Source organism: Flexivirga sp. G2, assembly GCF_055397625.1.
Genome location: NZ_AP039675.1, coordinates 1 through 17,824, shown reverse-complemented (window position 1 = coordinate 17,824; position 17,824 = coordinate 1). Strand labels below are relative to the sequence as shown.

Below are 17,824 nucleotides of genomic sequence, written 5' to 3'. Positions count from 1 at the left end.
CGGTACGCACGGGGGTGACCCCTGGTCAGGCCTCTGACCAGGGGTTTCGTGCGTTCTCGAGCACGTCGGAAGCCTCCCGCGAGGCGCCCTGAACACGCTGCCATGTCAGCTTCTGCCCCGCGAGATCTGCTTCGTTTCGCGTCGAGCGGCACCCATAGTTGACCCATCAGCGGTGGCGAACACGACGGAACGGCCACCACACTCAAGCGAAGGAATGACGATGGAGATCAAACTCCTCGGGTGGGTCGAGATCCACCACGACGGCAAGACGGTGCCGGTGATGTCCCGCCAGGCGCGCACCTTGCTCGCCCTGCTGGCCCTCGCTCCGGGACGCGCCGTCAGCACCGAGCGACTCATCGACCAACTGTGGCCGGAGAGCGAGCTGGCGAACGCGCGCAATGCCCTGCAGGCGACGGTCACCCGACTGCGCCGCGCGCTGCGCGCCGGCATGGGTGATGCCGGCCGGGAGGACCAGTTGCTGCGCACGGTCGACGGGGGCTACCTGCTCGACATCTGCGCGGCCGACGTCGACGCGTTCGACTTCACGGCGGCGATCAGCACCGCCGAGGCGATCGGCCAGTCCGACCCGGCGCGCGGCGCCCGGATGATCACCAGTGCCGTGCAGGTATGGCGCGGTCCGGCCCTCGACGGTGTCGCGGACGCACCGGAGCTGCGTGCCGAGCGGGTGCGGCTGGAGGAGCACCGCACGACGGCGCTGGAGCTGCTGGCCGGTATGCGGCTGTCCGCGGGCGAGCTGCGGTCCGCCATCTGCGATCTGAGCCACCTGGTCGAGATCCATCAGGAACGCGAACACCTCAACGAGCTGCTGATGGTGGCGCTCTACCTGGACGGCCGACAGACCGAGGCACTCGACGTCTTCCGCCGGGTTCGCAACCGCCTGCGCCACGAACTCGGCGTCGAACCGAGCCTGCGCCTGCGGCACATGCACCAGGCGATCCTCACCCACGACCCGAAGCTGCTGCGCCGACAGAGCGCGCTGAACTCGCTCAGCGTCGTGCCCGCGGTCGCCTGAACCACCGCGAACCCACCGCGAACCCACCACCATCGATCGTTCGACCCGAAGGACTGCGCAGCGATGACCGAGATCAGTGATCGCACCCTCGTCGCGCTCGAGGCGTGCCTCGTCGAGCCGGCCGGCCCGACACTGGCCGAACGAACGGCCGAGCTGCACCGGCTGCGCGCGAGCATCGCCGACGGGCCGGGCAAGGACGCGACGGAGCGGCAGCACGCGAAGGGAAAGCTGACCGCGCGCGAACGCATCGAGCTGCTCGTGGATGAGGGGACCTTCCACGAGATCGAACGCTTCCGACGACACCGTGCGACCGGCTTCGGACTGGAGAACCGGCGGCCGGCCACCGACGGCGTGATCACCGGGTGGGGACTGGTGCACGGGCGCAAGGTGTTCGTCTACGCCCATGACTTCCGGATCTTCGGCGGCGCGCTCGGTGAGGCGCACGCCCAGAAGATCTGCAAGGTGCTCGACCTGGCCACCCGATCCGGCTGCCCGGTCGTCGGCATCAACGACGGTGCGGGAGCCCGCATCCAGGAAGGTGTCACGGCGCTCGCCGGGTATGGCGAGATCTTCCGCCGTCACGTCGCCGCGTCCGGCGTCATACCGCAGATCAGTGTGATGGTCGGGCCGTGTGCCGGCGGCGCGGCATACTCACCGGCACTGACCGATCTCGTCTTCAGCGTCGCCGATGTCTCCCAGATGTTCGTGACCGGTCCCGACGTCGTCCGGACCGTCACCGGTGAGCAGGTCACGATGAACGAACTCGGCGGTGCCGACGTGCACGCGACCGTGTCCGGCGTCGCTCACTTCATCCACCAGGACGAGGAGGCGTGCTTCTCCGACGTCCGCTACGTCCTGTCCCTGCTGCCCGCCAACAATCACGAGGCCCCGCCGTACGACGAGGGACGCATCGACCCGCTCGACCGGTCGGTCGACGAACTGACCACGTTCGTGCCGGCCGACCCGAAGGTCCCGTACGACGTCACGGCGGTCGTGTCCGCACTCGTCGATGACGAGGACTACATCGAGGTCCACGAACACTGGGCCCGCAACGTCGTCTGTGCGCTCGGTCGCATCGGCGGCCACGTCGTGGGAATCGTGGCCAATCAGCCGATGGTGCTCGCCGGTGCCCTGGACATCTCCGCTTCGGAGAAGGCGGCGCGCTTCGTCACGATGTGCGACACCTTCGGCATACCGCTGGTGACGCTGGTCGACGTGCCAGGATTCCTGCCGGGTGTCGGCCAGGAACATGCCGGCATCATCCGGCACGGCGCCAAACTCCTCTATGCCTACTGCAATGCCACCGTGCCCCGCATCCAGGTCGTGATGCGCAAGGCGTACGGCGGCGCCTACATCGTCATGGACTCACGCTCGATCGGGTGCGACCTCTCGTATGCCTGGCCGATCAACGAGATCGCCGTGATGGGCGCGGAGGGTGCCGCGCGTGTCGTCTTCCGGCGGGACATCGCGGCCGCGCCCGATCCAGAGGCGGAGGAGGCCCGCTACATCGGGCGCTACCGCGACGAGCTGATGCACCCGTACTACGCGGCCGAGCGCGGACTCGTCGACGACGTGATCGATCCCGGCGAGACCCGCGCGGTGTTGTGCGAGGCGATCTCCACCCTGGTGCACAAGCAGGTCGACGTTCGACAGCGACGCCACGGCAACCACCCGGCGTGACGGTTCCGCCGGGCGGTGCGCAGTGGGTCAGCGCTGATAGGTGACGGTCAACGTCGCACGCGCCAGCTCACTGTCGAGGGTCGCGAAGCTGACGCCGGCTGCCGGGTCGTCGGCCGCCAGCTCGAGGTCGGCCTCGCTCAGCGCGTGCACCGCGAAGATGTAGCGGTGCTCGCGATCGCCGGGAGGCGGCGCCGCACCCATGTAACCGTCGGATCCACCGTCGTTGCGCAACTGGACCGCGCCGTCCGGCAGTGCGGCGCCACCGGCCGCACCCGCACCGGCCGCCAGTTCGGTGACGGTCGCCGGTATGTCGCCCGCGATCCAGTGCCAGAACCCGCTGACCGTCGGTGCATCCGGGTCGAAGCAGGTGACCACATAACTCTTGGTCTCCGCCGGTGCGCCCGACCAGGACAGGTGCGGACTGCGGTTCTGGCCACCGGCCCCGTCCGCGACGTTCTCCAGGGGCATCGCGGCGGCCTCGGTCAGGTCGTCACTGGTGACGGTGAAGTCGGCCGGTGCGGGGTGCAGGTCATAGGGATTCGGCGCAAGCGGCCGGTCGAGGTTCATGATGCGGACGCTAGCAGCGGCACTCGGCAGGCGTCATACGAATTCTCGCGACGTCACGGGACGTAAGCGCGCGTCATGCGGGCAACGGCCGTCAGCGTGAACGGACCGTCCGGCTCGCCCAACCGGTGGTGCAGGGCCGCACGGAGTCGGGCACGTTGCGGTGCGGGCTGCCGGACCGTGTAGGCGCCGGCCGGCCCGACACCGGCCAGCAAGGTGTTCCACAGCTGGTCGAAGCCGTCGTATGTCGAAGCCACTTCCACACTGGCCTCTTCGGCGTCACCGAGTCCGGACTCGAGGAAGAGCGCGGTGAGTTCACCCGGCGCGCCGAAGCGCAGCGTCTCCGACGGAGTCTCGGGGTCGACCGACGCCACGGCATCCCAGAACGAACGCAGGAGCTGCATTCCGTCCGAGGAGTCCCACACGGCCGCCGCCACGGTGCCCGTCGACCGCACGACCCGCCGCATCTCTGCGACCGCACGCATGGGGTCGGTGACGAAGTGGAAGACCAACTGCGCTGCGGCAGCATCGAATTCAGCGTCCGCGAATGGCAGGTCTTCAGCTGGTGCACGCCGCACATCCGCACCTGGACAGCGCTGCCCACAGGCGCTGACGAACTCGGGGGATGGATCGACAGCGGCCACCCGGTCGGCGCCGAGCCGGGCCGCCGCGACCGCGGTGAGCGCGCCCGGGCCGCACCCGACGTCCAGGAAGCGGGCGTCCGAGCGGGGTAGTGCGAAGTCGGCGAATCGGGGCGCCAGCAGGCTGGAGTATCTGCCCATGAAGTCGTCATACGAGGTGCCGCTCACGTGGAAGGCACTCGGAGCCCCGGGGTCACTCATCAGCAGGCACCTCCTCGGCGTCCGGCCGGTGCCGACGCGTCGTGAGTCGTGCCCGGATCCGGGTGGGCCCGTCGACCGGCTCGCGCATCAAAAGTACGCGCGGTGCATTTCGGTGGTCAACGGCCGGCCGGTGCGGTGCGTTGGCGGGCGGCCGTCAGGCATGCAAAAAGCGACCCAAGAACCTTGGGTCGCTTCACGTGGAGACTAGGGGGCTCGAACCCCTGACCCCCGCCTTGCAAAGGCGGTGCTCTACCAGCTGAGCTAAGTCCCCGGAGCTGAGGGCCGCCGGCGGGCGGCCGATCAGATCACTTGTTGGTGTCGGCCGGCTTGTCGGCGGCCTGCGCCCACAAGTCCTTGGAGTCGTTCTTCTGGGCGAGCTTCTGCTTGGCCACGACGGCCGCGCCGGCGAGACCGACCAGCAGGACGAGCTTCTTCAACATGTTTGCTCCGATCGACTGCGGGACGGCGGGTGGTGGGCCTAACAGGACTTGAACCTGTGACCTCTTCCTTATCAGGGAAGCGCTCTAACCGACTGAGCTATAGGCCCGTGCACCGTCCGGCGGCTGCAGCAGAATGCCGCAGGCGCCGGACGAGACTATCTCACCAATGCGGGCAGCACCAAAACGAGGGAGTATGGCGCCTGCCACGTGCGGCTACTCGTCGGACAGTGTCATCTGCACGCCGCCGACGAGCGAGGAGCAGATGTTGTAGAGGAACGCTCCGAGGGTGGCCAGTGCGGTCATCAGCAGCACGTCGACGACGGCGATGACGACCGACAGCGACACGACCCGACCGAAGCCGACGTAGTCCATGATGTCGAACGTCTTGCCGCTGGTCTCGAGCGTGCGCAGCAACTCGTTGACGTTGTCCCAGACGCCCATGCCCTGCAACACGATCCACAGCATCGCGATCATCACGACCATGGCGATGCCGATCGCCACGGACAGCAGGAAGGCGATCTTCATGACCGACCAGGGATCGACCCGGGACAGCGTCAGGCGCACCCGGCGCGGGGTGCTGCGGCCGCCGGGCCGTCGGCCCGGTGCGCCACCGGTCCGCGGAGCGGGGCGTCGCTGGCCGGACGAAACCGGCCGACCCTTCGCGCCGGCCGTGCCGCCCTTGGCACCGGCCCTGGGCGCCGGCCGTGGCGGTGTCGTGCGCTTCTTGCCGCCGGCGGCGGCGCCCGGAAGACGGACCGCACCACCGGCATCGGTCGCGGTCGTCCCGGCGCCCTTGTTGGCGTCGGATCCGTCAGTGCTCACTCATCGTCTCCCGGCTCGTCCGGAGTCTGGTCGTTTCCAGTCTGGTCGCTGTCGGCCGGCTGGCCCTCGACCGGCTGGTCGAGAACCGGGGCCTCGGCGTCCGTGTCGTCGGTCAGTGCGTCAGTCGACGACTCGCCCGACGGTACGCCATCATCCTGATCCTCTTCGACTTCGCGTTCGGCGTTCCGCGCAACCGCCACGATCGAGTCCTTCTTGTCCGGGGTCGCGAACTGCACGCCCTGGGTGGACCGGCCGGTGCGTCGTACCTCGATGACGGGGGAGCGGACGATCTTGCCCTTCTCCATCACCACGAGCACCTCGTCGGTCTCGTCGACCGTCAGCGCGCCCACCAGGTCGCCGCCACGATCGGAGATCGAGGCGACCTTCACGCCCAGCGTCGCCCGGCCCTTGACCGGGTAGTCCGAGGCGGCGGTGCGCTTGGCCAGGCCGTTCTCGAAGACGACGAAGACGTCCGGGTCGGTGCCCTCGGCGACGATGTTCATCGACAGCAGCTCGTCGCCGTCGCGGAACTTCATGCCGGTCACACCGGAGGTCGAGCGGCCCATCGGGCGCAGCGTGTCGTCGGTCGCGTGGAAGCGCACGGACTGACCCTTGCGGGAGACCAGCAGCACATCGTCGTCGGAGCTGGCCAGACCGGCTCCCACGAGTTCGTCACCGTCGCGCAGGTTGACCGCGATCAGACCGCCGCTGCGCGGCGAGTCGTAGTCGGTCAGCTTGGTCTTCTTCACCAGGCCGCGCTTCGTCGCCAGCAGCAGGTATGGCGCAGCGTCGTAGTCGCGCAACGCCATGACCTGGGCGATCTGCTCGTCCGGCTGGAAGGCCAGCAGGTTGGCGACGTGCTGCCCCTTGGCGTCCCGGCTGCCCTCCGGCAGCTCGTAGGCCTTGGCCCGGTAGACGCGACCGGCGTTGGTGAAGAACAGCAGCCACTGGTGCGTCGTGGTGGTGAAGAAGTGCGACACCACGTCGTCACCGCGCAGGTTGGCACCGCGCACGCCCTTGCCGCCGCGCCGCTGCGACCGGTATTCGCTGGTCTTGGTGCGCTTGGCGTAACCGCCACGGGTGATCGTGACGACGACGTCCTCCTCGGGGATCAGGTCCTCCATGGACATGTCCCCGTCGAACGGCACGATCTGGGTGCGGCGGTCGTCGCCATACCGCTCGACGATGCCGTTGAGCTCGTCGCCGACGATCTGCCGCTGCCGCTCCGGCTTGGCCAGGATGTCCCGGTAGTCCTCGATCTCGCGCTGCAACTTGTCGTGCTCGTCGACGATGTTCTGACGCTCGAGGGCGGCCAGTCGGCGCAACTGCAGGTTGAGGATCGCGGTCGCCTGGATCTCGTCGACGTCCAGCAACGACATCAGGCCGCCACGCGCCTCGTCCGCCGACGGGCTGCGCCGGATCAGCGCGATGACCTCGTCGAGCGCGTCGAGCGCCTTGAGGTAGCCGCGCAGGATGTGGATCTGTTCCTCGGCCCGGCGCAGCAGGTAGGTCGTCCGGCGCTGGATGACGTCGAGTTGGTGCTCGACCCAATAGCGGATGAATGCCGAGATCGGCAGCGTGCGCGGCACGCCGTCGACCAGCGCCAGCATGTTGGCGCCGAAGCTCTGCTGCAGCTGGGTGTGCTTGTAGAGGTTGTTCAGGACGACCTTGGCAACGGCGTCGCGCTTCAGCACGATCACCAGCCGCTGGCCGGTGCGACCGGACGTCTCGTCGCGCAGGTCGGCGATGCCCGCGATGCGGCCGTCCCGCACCAGGGTGGCGATCTTCTCCGCGAGGGCGTCCGGGTTGACCTGGTAGGGCAGCTCGGTGACGACCAGGCACTGCCGGCCCTGGATCTCCTCGACGTTGACGACCGCACGCATGACGATCGACCCGCGACCGGTGCGGTAGGCGTCCTCGATGCCCTTGCGACCCATGATCAGCGCGCCGGTCGGGAAGTCCGGGCCGGGGATGATCTCGAGCAGCTTCTCCAGCAGCTCCTCACGCGGGCACTCCGGGTGCTCCAGCAGCCACTGGGCACCCGCGGCGACCTCGCGCAGGTTGTGCGGCGGGATCTGCGTCGCCATACCGACCGCGATGCCGGAGGCGCCGTTGACCAGGAGGTTCGGGAAGCGCGCCGGCAGCACCGTCGGCTGCATGGTCTTGCCGTCGTAGTTCGGCTCGAAGTCGACGGTTTCCTTCTCGATGTCGCGCACCAGCTCCATGGCCAGCGGCGCCATCCGGCACTCGGTGTATCGGGGTGCGGCCGCACCGTCGTTGCCGGGCGAGCCGAAGTTGCCCTGCCCGTCGACCAGCGGATAACGCATCGACCACGGCTGCACGAGGCGGACCATCGCGTCGTAGATCGCGCTGTCGCCGTGCGGGTGGTACTGACCCATGACGTCACCGACGACCCGGCTGCACTTGTTGTAGCCGCGGTCCGGGCGGTAGCCGCCGTCGAACATCGCGTAGACGATGCGACGGTGCACCGGCTTCATGCCGTCGCGCACGTCCGGCAGCGCTCGGCTGACGATGACCGCCATCGCGTAGTCGATGTAGCTGCGCTGCATCTCCGTGTTGAGGTCGATCGGGTCGACGTTCGAACGCGGCCCGTCGCCGTCGGTGGGACCACCCGGAGGCGTCGTGTCGTCAGTCATGAATTTCCTTCATTCTCACTGCAGTTCAGAAGTCGAAGCGGGTTGAGTAGGGCGAGGTACGAGCCCGTATCGAAACCAGGATCTCGATACGCTCCTTCGTCGCTACTCGATCCGCAGGGGGATCAGATGTCGAGGAAACGAACATCCTTGGCGTTGCGCTGGATGAACCCACGCCGGCTCTCCACGTCCTCACCCATCAGCACCGCGAAGATCTCGTCGGCGGCGGCCGCGTCGTCCAGGGTCACCTGCAGCAGGGTCCGGTGGTCGGGATCCATGGTGGTCTCCCACAGCTCCTGGTAGTTCATCTCGCCGAGACCCTTGTACCGCTGGTAGGGGTTCTCCTTGGGCAGCCGGCCGCCGTTCTCCTGGCCGATCTTCAACAGCCCGTCGCGCTCCTTGTCGGAGAACGCGAACTCGTGGTCGCGGTTGCTCCACTTGATCCGGTAGAGCGGTGGCTGCGCGAGGTAGACGTAGCCGGCCTCGATCAGCGGACGCATGAAGCGGAACAGCAGGGTCAGCAGCAGCGTGCGGATGTGCATGCCGTCGACGTCGGCATCGGCCATCAGCACGATCTTGTGATAGCGCGCCTTCTCGATGTCGAACTCTTCACCGAAACCGGTGCCGAACGCCGAGATCAGCGACTGCACCTCGTTGTTGGCCAGCACCTTGTCGATGCGTGCCTTCTCGACATTCAGGATCTTGCCGCGGATCGGCAGGATCGCCTGGTTGAACGGGTTGCGTCCCTGGACCGCGGAGCCGCCGGCCGAGTCACCCTCGACGATGAACACCTCGGAGACGGTCGGGTCGTTGCTCTGGCAGTCCTTGAGCTTGCCGGGCATCGCCGCGGAGTCCAGCAGACCCTTGCGTCGGGTCGCCTCGCGCGCCTTGCGCGCCGCCATCCGGGCGGCCGCCGACTGGATCGACTTGCGGACGATCGCCTGGCCCTCGCGCGGGTGCTGGGCCAGCCAGTGCTCGAACTCGTCACGGACCGCGCTCTGCACGAATCCCTTGACCTCGGAGTTGCCGAGTTTGGTCTTGGTCTGGCCCTCGAACTGTGGCTCGCCGAGCTTGACCGACACGACGGCGGTCAGACCCTCGCGGATGTCGTCGCCGGTGAGGTTGTCGTCCTTCTCCTTGAGCAGCTTCTGGGTTCGCGCGAAGTTGTTGACCAGCGAGGTCATCGCGGTGCGGAAGCCCTCCTCGTGGGTGCCGCCCTCGTGCGTGTTGATCGCGTTGGCGTAGGTGTGCACCGACTCGCTGTATGCCGTGGTCCACTGCATCGCGATCTCGACCGACAGCAGACGGTCGGCGTCCTCGTGCTCGAAGGCGATGATGTCGTCGTGCACCGGCTCGCTGCGCTTGGAGGCGTTGAGGTGCTTGACGTAGTCGATGAGCCCGTCGTCATACCGGTAGGTGACGGTCTTGGCTTTGCCCGACGCGTCCTCGACCTCGTCCTGGGCGGTGGCGCCGGCGAGTGCCTCCTCCTCGGCACCCTCGTCGATCTGCTGGACCCGCTCGTCGGTCAGCGTGATCGCCAGGCCCTTGTTCAGGAAGGCGTACTGCTGGAAACGGGCCCGGATCGTCTCGAAGTCGTAGTCGACCGTGTCGAAGATCTCCGGGTCGGCCCAGAAGGTGATCGTGGTGCCGGTGTCGTCCTTGTCGGTCTCGCCGACGACCTCCAGCGCGCCCTGCGGCTCGCCGTGGTCGAACTCCATGTAGTGGATCTTGCCGTCCTGGCGGACCTCCGCGGTCAGCTTGGTCGACAGCGCGTTGACCACCGAGGACCCGACACCGTGCAGACCGCCGGACACCTTGTAGGCGCCGCCACCGAACTTGCCACCGGCGTGCAGCTGGGTGAGCACCAGCTCGACGGTGGAGACGCCATACGCCTTGTTGATCTCGACGGGTATGCCGCGGGCGTGGTCCTTGACGCGCACACCGCCGTCGGCGAGGAGGGTGACCTCGGCGTGATCGCCGTAGCCGGCCATCGCCTCGTCCACCGCGTTGTCGACGATCTCCCAGATCAGGTGATGCAGACCGCGTGAACCGGTCGACCCGATGTACATGCCGGGCCGCTTGCGGACCGCCTCCAGGCCCTCGAGCACCTGGATGTCGTCGGCACCGTATGTCGAACCGCCGTTGTCCTGCACTGCCGGCGGGGTCGCCGGGTTCTGCTCGTCAGGTGATTGCTGCGCAGCGGTGTCGGACACAGTGCTCCTCGAGGTGGTGCGGAGGTGACGCGGAGTGGACGTCGATGGGACGCCAATGGAAGCTGAGCCGGGCACACCTGCGGCCCGCCGGGAGGCGAGCCGCACACGTCACCATCAGGTGCTCAGAATCTGCCTCTTAGCATACCTTGTCCGGTCCGCAGAAACACTGTTGCCGTGCCGTGAACGGCAATGTGGCGGTCGAACCGACCGCATCGCGACTCCCTACACCTGACCCGGCCCGTCAGCGCGTCCACGACGCGTTGGTGACTCGTTCGCGCATCCGTCACTTGCTCAGGATGTAGATGACCGCTCCGGTCTCGGTGGTGCAGGTGACGTAGGAGCCCGACTGACAGCTGACCTTGTAATTGTCGTGCGTCGCCGGCGACTTGGCACGGAAGGACGCACTGCCGTCCTTGTGCTTCTTCGCGTTGTAGAGCGTCGAGACGACACCGGCGAAGCTGCAGGTCGTCTTCGGGCCGGTCCCGTAGGAGTCGGTCCCCGGGCAGGCCGACGCCGAGGAGGGCAGTTTCGAGGCCGGCTTCGACGAGCTCGAACTGCTCGCCGACGAGGACGGGCTGGAACTCGAACTCCGCGCCGAGGAGGACCCCGAGGACTGCGACGACTGCGGAGACGAGGTCTGGGTGACCGTCTGGGTCGGTGTGAAGGCGCCACCCGACATCTTGCCGCTGGAGTTGTTCAGGATGATCGCGATCACCACGGCGACGATGGCCAGCGAGGCGACGATCACTGCGACCGGTGCCCAGATGGCGCCGCGCCGCTGCGGCGGCTCCTCGTAGTAGGCCGCCGGCTGGTAGTAACCGGTCTGCTCCGCAGGGGCGTACTCGTCGTACTGCTGCGGCTGCGGCGGGCGCACGTACGGCGCGTGGCCGGTCGCCTGGGTGCGGTCCGCATCGGCCTCGGCCGGGTCGGCCCAGGCAGTGGTGTCCGGGTCCCGCGGCGAGGAGGTGGATCCGTTGCGGTCGCTGAAGAAATGGTCGAACTCGTCCCGGCCCCCGCTCGGGTCGCCCTGACCTGGTTGGTCATGACTCACGTTTGAACTGCTTCCTGCCGGTTGGGGTCGATGGCTGTGCAAAAACTCGCCCCACTGTACGTGGGCAGGGCGGGCTGCGGCCAAATGCTCACCGGGCGAAATCGATCACCCGTAGGTGTCACGTGGTCCGCGGCCGTCCCGGACGGTGCGCGGGCCCTTCTTCCAGCTCGGGGCGTTCGGACCGACGATCCGTAGCGACTGCACCACATCGGCACCGACGGCCTGCTCGAAGTTGCCGAGCAGGGTGGAGGTCAGCAAACGCAGCTGGGTGGTCCAGGCGGTCGAGTCGGCCCGCACCGTCAGTTCGCCGTCGGTGAACGAAACCGGCCGCGCGTGTGCCGCGACCGCCGCACCGACGATCTCGTCCCACCGGCCCATGACCGATCCCGCCGCGACGTCCACCTGCCAGCCGCGGTCGGACAGCAACCGGTCGAGCTGGTCTCCGATCATCGCCGGGTCACGGCCGTCGTCGCGCGCTCGTCGGGTGCCCAGGTCGCCCGCCTTGCGGGGCCGTCGTTGCGCCGGTGCTCCGGGTCGAAAACCCTTCTCCCGCGCCGAAACTCGCGCCCGCCGTATGGCGTCCCGCACGGCATCGATCGGGTCGATCTCGTCGGCCGGGTCCGGCAACGCGTCCGCAGGCTCGGGGTCCGGCGTCTCCGGGTCCGGTGTCTCGTCGCTCATCCGCGCTCCGGGTGGGACGACGCCGGAGGGCAGGCGACAGTTCGTGAGGAGGTCATGTCGGCTCGACCCGCCCGAGCGTGACGCTGAACTGCTTGCCGGTGAGTGAGTCCGGTACGTCGTCGTCGACCGCTGCGGTGATCAGTACCTGCTCGCAGTCGGCGACCATCAGCGCCAGCCGGCGCCGCCGTCCGGCGTCCAGCTCGGCGAAGACGTCGTCGAGCACCAGCACCGGATCGGTGCCCAGGTCGTGCCGCAGCAGCTGGAACGCGGCGATCCGCAGCGCCAGCGCGAACGACCAGGACTCGCCGTGGCTCGCGTAGCCCTTCGCCGGGAGAGTGCCCAGGCGCAGCACCATCTCGTCGCGGTGCGGACCGACCAGGGTCTGGCCGCGCTCGACCTCTGCGCGGTGCTGCTGCTCGAAGCTCTTGGCGAAGCCCGCCTCGAGGTCGGCCACGTCGGGGACCTCGCCGGCGGCGAGCTGGTCGGCCAGTTCGTCATACAGGGAGCTCTTGTAGGTGACCTTCGCGTCAGACTGGCCGGCGCTGACCTCGTCGTACGCCAGCCGCAGGTACGGCTGCAGGTCACGCAACAGTCGCAGTCGCGCGTAGACCAGGTTGGCACCCACGGCGGAGAGGTGACTGTCCCAGACCGGGAGGGTCGCGAGCGCTGCGGCCCGGTCCGGAGCGGTCCGGGCCGTCTTCAGCAGTGCATTGCGTTGCTTGAGGATCTTGTCGTAGTCCGCGCGTGCGCCGGCCCAGCGTGGTTGCCGCGCCACGAGCAGGTCGTCCAGGAAGCGTCGTCGTTCACTCGGGTCGCCCTTGACGAGCGCCAGGTCCTCGGGGGCGAAGAGCACCGTGCGCAGCGTGCCGAGGACGTCGCGCGGCCGGGTCACCGGCGATTTGCCGAGCCGGGCACGGTTGGCCTTGCCCGGGTTGATCTCCAACTCGATCTGTTTCTCGCGACCGTCGTGGACGACCGCGCCGCGCACGATGGCCTGGTCGGTGCCGGCCCGGACCAGCGGCGCGTCCTGCGCGACCCGGTGCGAGGACAAGGACGCCAGGTAGCCGATCGCTTCCACGACATTCGTCTTGCCCTGCCCGTTGAGACCGACGAATGTGCTGACTCCGTCGGTGAATTCGAGGTCGGCGGACTCGTAGGACCGGAAGTCCTTCAGAGTCAGATGCCGCACGAACACACGCCTGAGTCTAGGTGGGCAATCGCCACGCGAGACGACGACCGAGCGCATGCGGAACGGGGCCTGGATCAGTCAGCCGGACGACAAGTCCCCGGCGACCGGCCACGACAAGCCAAGCGCACGACAAGCGGACGCCCGCGGATACGACGACGACCAAACACGGGGGCGGGCTACCCGAGCTCGCTCGGTGTAGCCCGCCCCCGTGTTTGCGAGGAGTCGAAGCCAAAGGATTCAGTGGTCGGTGACGACGCCCTTCTCACCCTTCTTGGTGACGGCGTGCCCACCGAACTCGTTGCGCATGGCGGCGACGGCCTTCATGGCGGGGGACTCGGTGCCCTGGCGGGAGAAGAACCGCTGGAAGAGCGAAGCGGTGATGACCGGCATCGGGACGCCGTACTCGACGCCCTCCTGAACGGTCCACCGGCCCTCGCCGGAGTCGTTGACGAAGCCCTCGATCTGGGTGAGGCCGGGGTCCTTCTCGAGTGCATCGGCAGTCAGTTCCTGCAGCCAGGAGCGGACGACGGTGCCGCGGGTCCACGCCTTGAAGGCGGCGGGGACGTCCTTGACGATCTCCTTGGCCTCGAGCAGTTCGTAGCCCTCGGCGTAGGCCTGCATCATGCCGTACTCGATGCCGTTGTGGACCATCTTCACGTAGTGCCCGGCGCCGACGTCGCCGGCGTGCACGAAGCCCTCCTCGCGCGGGCCCTCGGGGCGCAGCGCGTCGAAGATCGGCATCAAGCGGTCGATGTTGGCCTTGCTGCCGCCGGCCATCAGGCCGTAGCCGTTGTCCTTGCCCCACACACCACCGGAGACGCCGCATTCGGCGAATTCGATGCCCTGCTCGGCGAGCTCGGCCTCGTGCTTGGCGTCATCGGTGAACTTGCTGTTGCCACCGTCGACGATCAGGTCGCCCTTGTCGAGCAGACCCTTCAACTCGTCGATGACCGACTGGGTCACCTTGCCCGCCGGCACCATCACCCACACGTTGCGGGGGGCGTCGAGCTTGCTGACCAGCTCTTTCAGGTCCTTGACATCGGAGATGTCCGGGTTGGTGTCGTAGCCGACGACGTCGTGACCTGCGGCTTTGAGGCGGTCGCGCATGTTGCCGCCCATCTTGCCCAGGCCGATCAAACCGAGTTGCATGCCGCGCCTTTCGTTCGTGTATGTCGTGATTCGCTCTGACGCTACTCCGGATGCGTGGGGACGGTCGTCCCCCGGTCAGCTCGCGAAACGGACCGGCATCAGGACGTAGCGGTAGGACTCGTCGGCGTCACCGTCGGCCTCGGGCTGTCCCGACAACACGGCCGGGCTCTTGGGCTGGGTGAACGACATGCGAGCGAACTGGGTGCCGAGCGCGCCGAGTCCGTCGAGCAGGAACTGCGGGTTGAACGCGATCTCGATGGCTGGTCCGGTGAGTGTCGCCTCGACCGCCTCGGAGGCCTGCGCATCGTCGCCCTGGCCGGCCTCGATCGCGACCTGACCCTCCGAGAACCGAAGTCGCACAGGGGTATTGCGCTCTGCGACGAGCGATACACGCTTCACGGCCTCGGTCAGCGCGGCGGTCTCGATGACCGCGACGGAGTCGACGCTGGTGGGGAAGATCGAGGAGACCTTCGGGTATTCGCCGTCGAGCAGACGGGTGGTGGCGCGTCGCTGGCCGGCCTCGAATCCGACGAGCCCGTCGCCGCCGGCGGCCGAGCCGAGGGCGAGCTGGACGGAGCCGGAGGCACCGAGCGCCTTGGCGGTGTCCAGCAGGGTGCGGGCCGGGATGAGCGCGGTCTGCTCGGCGCTCGCGTCGGTGGGGTTCCAGCTGAGCTCGCGCAGGGCCAGGCGGTACCGGTCGGTGGCCAGCAGGCTCACCTTGTCGCCGTCGATCTGCAGGCGGACACCGGTCAGGATCGGCAGCGTGTCACTGCGGTCCGCGGCGATCGCCACCTGCGAGACGGCCTGGGTGAAGACGTCACCGGAGATCGCACCGGTGGGCTCGGGCGCGGTGGGCAGGGTCGGGTAGTCGGCGGTCGGCATCTGCTGCAACGAGAAGCGGCTGGACCCGCAGGTGAGCTCGACCTTGTGCTCGTCGGCGGTGATGGAGACCGGCTTGTTCGGCAGCGACCGGGATATCTCCGCGAGCAGCCGGCCCAGCACGAGCACCTGGCCGGGCTCGTCGACCTGGGCATCGACGGTGACCTTCGCGGACACCTCGTAGTCGAAGGCGCTCAGTGTGAGTCCGTCGGTGCTCGCATCGAGCAGCACACCGGCGAGGACTGGCACGGGCGGCCGGTTGGACAGGCCGCGCACGGCCCAGGTCACAGCTTCGGCCAGGACATCGCGATCGACGATGAGCTTCACGTACTAACCATCCTTGTTCTGGGAGCCCTGCGACACGGCGCGACGAGCGGCAGCGCAGCTGCGCGTCGTACGACGCATCGCACGTCCTCCTGTGCCGGTGTGCACAAAGACTCGAGGTGCTCGCCAAAGTATGACGGCACGTCATACCCGGCGAGGTGATGCGGGTGTTCGGCACGCCATTGATCGTCTCGCTGGCAGTGGACTGCAGCGACACCGGCGCGCGCAGGATGACCCTAGTCTCCCGCTGCCGTGAGCCGCCACCGTGGTTCGAGCTGGGATGCCACACGAGATCCCCAGTCGGCAATGGCGAAAACGCCATCTTTCTCCGGGAAGTAGTCGTAGTAACTGCTGTGGATTCTGTGGAGAACCGTCGTGAGTGGCGTCGTACGGCGGGTTCGGGATGTGGACGGACCTGGGCATGCGCCTGTGGATAACTATGGCCAACGGTGGACGGCGGAATCTGTCCACAGGTTGTGCGCAGTCGGGTGCTGCGGTCGACGGGCAGTTATGCACAGATTGCGGTGCTTCGCCCACTGGTCGATGTGGATGACGACAGTCACCACACCCGTCACATCCGACCGTCTGCCCACACCTTTATCCACAGGCTGTGGAGAATCGACCGTTGTGGGGTCGGCGTGCGACATGTCCCGAAGTGCTGCGTCGCACGATCAGCGAGCTGCCGTCACGGAATTGAGGGGCGACATACGAACACCGATTTCCACAGAAGCTGTGGAAATCGGTGTGGAAGGGGACGCGCCGACGGCGCTCAGGCGGTCGCGCGGCGGATCTGGGTGGTGAGTTCGCTGATCTGCTCGTAAAGGTGTGCTCGCTCACCCATCAGCTGCCGGATCTTGCGATCGGCGTGCATCACCGTGGTGTGGTCGCGGCCGCCGAACTGCTGGCCGATCTTCGGCAGGGACAGGTCGGTCAGCTCTCGACAGAGGTACATCGCGATCTGACGTGCGTTGACCAGCGTCCGCGATCGTGACGACCCACAGAGCTCCTCGACGGACAGGCCGAAGTACTTCGCGGTCTGCCGCATGATGGCGGTGGCGCTGATCTGCCCGGAACCGGTGCTGGGCATGAGGTCCTTCAGCACGCGGCCGGCGAGTTCCTCGGTGACGTGCTGGTTGGAGACCGACGCGTAGGCGGTCACCCGGATCAGCGCGCCCTCCAGTTCACGGATGTTGCTCGGCACCTTGCTGGCGATCAGGCTGAGCACCTGGTCGGGCATCTGCATCGAGTCGGCGACCGCCTTCTTGCGCAGAATGGCGATGCGGGTCTCGAGGTCCGGCGGCTTGACGTCGGTGGTCAGCCCCCATTCGAAGCGGGACCGCATCCGATCCTCGAGGCCGGAGAGCATCTTCGGCGGCTGATCGGAGGTCAGCACGATCTGCTTCTCGCTGTTGTGCAGCGCGTTGAACGTGTGGAAGAACTCCTCCTGCGTGCCGTCCTTGCCCTGCAGGAACTGCACATCGTCGATCAGCAGGACGTCGACGTTGTCCCGGTAGCGCTTCTGGAAGCTGGACGCCTTGTCGTCGCGGATCGAGTTGATGAAGTCGTTGGTGAACTCCTCGGAGTTCACGTAGCGGACCCGCATGTGCGGGTAGTAGTTGCGCACGTAGTTGCCGATGGCGTGCAACAGGTGGGTCTTGCCGAGGCCGCTGTCGCCATACACGAAGAGTGGGTTGTAGGACCGGGCCGGCGTCTCGGCGACCGCTTGCGCCGCGGCGCAAGCGAACCGGTTGCCGGCACCGATGACGAACGTGTCGAAGGTGTACTTCGGGTTGAGTCGAGCGTCCTGGATCGGCTCGGTCGTGACCGGCTGGCGGTTCCGCGCGGCCGCGCTGGTGAAGAGGTCCTCCTCCACGTCGGAAGGAGTCTCGGGCTCGGCCGGGCGGGGGGCGATGTCGGTGGTGTCGTCGTCCGTCGGCTGCAGACTCTCGTCGACCGTGACCGCGAGTCGGATGTCGGTGTTCAGCTGCTCGCCGAGCGCCCGGCAGATCGGGTCGCTCAGCGTGGTTTCGACGAAGACCTTCGTCTGCGGGAAGGGGACCGCCAACAGTGCCGTGTCTCCGACGAGTCCGGCGAGTCGGGCCAGTCGCAGGTACGCGCGGTCCCGCGCCGGGATGCCGGAGTCCTCGATGCCCAGCATCGCGCCGTGCCAAACGTGAGCGAGGTCGATGTCCGGATCGCTCACAACGCTGCGTCCTCCCTGACAGTGTGCAGTATGCAGATTCGGCGAGACATGGCCGCCGACGGACATGCTACGCCGTTCATCCACATAGTTATCCACAGGC

At 67.6% G+C, this 17,824-nt stretch carries 14 protein-coding genes and 2 tRNA genes; 2 read left to right on the top strand and 14 right to left on the bottom strand.

The features are described 5' to 3' along the window. The first annotated feature begins 220 nt into the window (after positions 1-220). Both ACZ50J_RS00080 and ACZ50J_RS00075 read left to right on the top strand, forming a co-directional pair. The gene (locus tag ACZ50J_RS00080; protein WP_464299245.1) at positions 221-1,033 is read left to right on the top strand and encodes an AfsR/SARP family transcriptional regulator; all 813 of its coding nucleotides are present in this window, start codon (positions 221-223) and stop codon (positions 1,031-1,033) included. A 63-nt stretch (positions 1,034-1,096) separates the two neighbouring features. Further along, positions 1,097-2,713: an acyl-CoA carboxylase subunit beta gene (locus tag ACZ50J_RS00075; RefSeq protein WP_464299244.1), complete on the top strand. Its 1,617-nt coding sequence runs from the start codon at positions 1,097-1,099 to the stop codon at positions 2,711-2,713. 27 nt (positions 2,714-2,740) lie between these two features. Here ACZ50J_RS00075 and ACZ50J_RS00070 read toward each other — a convergent pair whose 3' ends face one another. The 14 genes from ACZ50J_RS00070 to dnaA form a co-directional block, all read right to left on the bottom strand. Next, complete coding sequence (locus ACZ50J_RS00070) at positions 2,741-3,280, bottom strand: YbhB/YbcL family Raf kinase inhibitor-like protein (protein ID WP_464299243.1); 540 nt, start codon at positions 3,278-3,280, stop codon at positions 2,741-2,743. A gap of 53 nt (positions 3,281-3,333) precedes the next feature. Then, positions 3,334-4,119: a class I SAM-dependent methyltransferase gene (locus ACZ50J_RS00065; RefSeq protein ID WP_464299242.1), complete on the bottom strand. Its 786-nt coding sequence runs from the start codon at positions 4,117-4,119 to the stop codon at positions 3,334-3,336. A 198-nt stretch (positions 4,120-4,317) separates the two neighbouring features. After that, positions 4,318-4,390, bottom strand: a tRNA-Ala gene (locus ACZ50J_RS00060). 34 nt (positions 4,391-4,424) lie between these two features. Then, positions 4,425-4,559, bottom strand: a complete 135-nt coding sequence (locus tag ACZ50J_RS00055; protein WP_464299241.1) for a DLW-39 family protein — start codon at positions 4,557-4,559, stop codon at positions 4,425-4,427. Positions 4,560-4,589: 30 nt separating this feature from the next. Then, a tRNA-Ile gene (locus ACZ50J_RS00050) sits at positions 4,590-4,666 on the bottom strand. Between the two features lie 106 nt (positions 4,667-4,772). Next, positions 4,773-5,381, bottom strand: a complete 609-nt coding sequence (locus ACZ50J_RS00045) for a DUF3566 domain-containing protein (RefSeq protein ID WP_464299240.1) — start codon at positions 5,379-5,381, stop codon at positions 4,773-4,775. After that, positions 5,378-7,951, bottom strand: coding sequence for a DNA gyrase subunit A (gyrA, locus tag ACZ50J_RS00040; protein ID WP_464301385.1), 2,574 nt, complete (start codon positions 7,949-7,951; stop codon positions 5,378-5,380). The genes ACZ50J_RS00045 and gyrA overlap by 4 nt, the downstream gene beginning before the upstream one ends. A gap of 209 nt (positions 7,952-8,160) precedes the next feature. Next, complete coding sequence (gene gyrB / locus ACZ50J_RS00035) at positions 8,161-10,248, bottom strand: DNA topoisomerase (ATP-hydrolyzing) subunit B (RefSeq protein ID WP_464299239.1); 2,088 nt, start codon at positions 10,246-10,248, stop codon at positions 8,161-8,163. A gap of 283 nt (positions 10,249-10,531) precedes the next feature. Next, the gene (locus tag ACZ50J_RS00030; RefSeq protein WP_464299238.1) at positions 10,532-11,299 is read right to left on the bottom strand and encodes a hypothetical protein; all 768 of its coding nucleotides are present in this window, start codon (positions 11,297-11,299) and stop codon (positions 10,532-10,534) included. Positions 11,300-11,404: 105 nt separating this feature from the next. Next, the gene (locus ACZ50J_RS00025; RefSeq protein WP_464299237.1) at positions 11,405-11,980 is read right to left on the bottom strand and encodes a DciA family protein; all 576 of its coding nucleotides are present in this window, start codon (positions 11,978-11,980) and stop codon (positions 11,405-11,407) included. 52 nt (positions 11,981-12,032) lie between these two features. After that, positions 12,033-13,175: a DNA replication/repair protein RecF gene (gene recF, locus ACZ50J_RS00020; RefSeq protein ID WP_464299236.1), complete on the bottom strand. Its 1,143-nt coding sequence runs from the start codon at positions 13,173-13,175 to the stop codon at positions 12,033-12,035. A 231-nt stretch (positions 13,176-13,406) separates the two neighbouring features. Then, positions 13,407-14,318: a phosphogluconate dehydrogenase (NAD(+)-dependent, decarboxylating) gene (gene gnd, locus ACZ50J_RS00015; protein WP_464299235.1), complete on the bottom strand. Its 912-nt coding sequence runs from the start codon at positions 14,316-14,318 to the stop codon at positions 13,407-13,409. A 75-nt stretch (positions 14,319-14,393) separates the two neighbouring features. After that, on the bottom strand, positions 14,394-15,524 hold the full coding sequence (dnaN, locus tag ACZ50J_RS00010; protein WP_464299234.1) for a DNA polymerase III subunit beta: 1,131 nt from the start codon (positions 15,522-15,524) through the stop codon (positions 14,394-14,396). Between the two features lie 766 nt (positions 15,525-16,290). Then, positions 16,291-17,724, bottom strand: a complete 1,434-nt coding sequence (gene dnaA, locus ACZ50J_RS00005) for a chromosomal replication initiator protein DnaA (RefSeq protein ID WP_464299233.1) — start codon at positions 17,722-17,724, stop codon at positions 16,291-16,293. Positions 17,725-17,824: the final 100 nt, after the last annotated feature.

Bases quoted from the DNA above. Each gene is read 5' to 3' on its own strand.
- ACZ50J_RS00080 (WP_464299245.1), top strand. From the start codon at position 221: ATGGAGATCAAACTCCTCGGGTGGGTCGAGATCCACCACGACGGCAAG.
- ACZ50J_RS00075 (WP_464299244.1), top strand. From the start codon at position 1,097: ATGACCGAGATCAGTGATCGCACCCTCGTCGCGCTCGAGGCGTGCCTC.
- ACZ50J_RS00070 (WP_464299243.1), bottom strand. From the start codon at position 3,280: ATGAACCTCGACCGGCCGCTTGCGCCGAATCCCTATGACCTGCACCCC.
- ACZ50J_RS00065 (WP_464299242.1), bottom strand. From the start codon at position 4,119: ATGAGTGACCCCGGGGCTCCGAGTGCCTTCCACGTGAGCGGCACCTCG.
- ACZ50J_RS00055 (WP_464299241.1), bottom strand. From the start codon at position 4,559: ATGTTGAAGAAGCTCGTCCTGCTGGTCGGTCTCGCCGGCGCGGCCGTC.
- gyrA (WP_464301385.1), bottom strand. From the start codon at position 7,951: ATGCAGCGCAGCTACATCGACTACGCGATGGCGGTCATCGTCAGCCGA.
- ACZ50J_RS00025 (WP_464299237.1), bottom strand. From the start codon at position 11,980: ATGAGCGACGAGACACCGGACCCGGAGACGCCGGACCCCGAGCCTGCG.
- gnd (WP_464299235.1), bottom strand. From the start codon at position 14,318: ATGCAACTCGGTTTGATCGGCCTGGGCAAGATGGGCGGCAACATGCGC.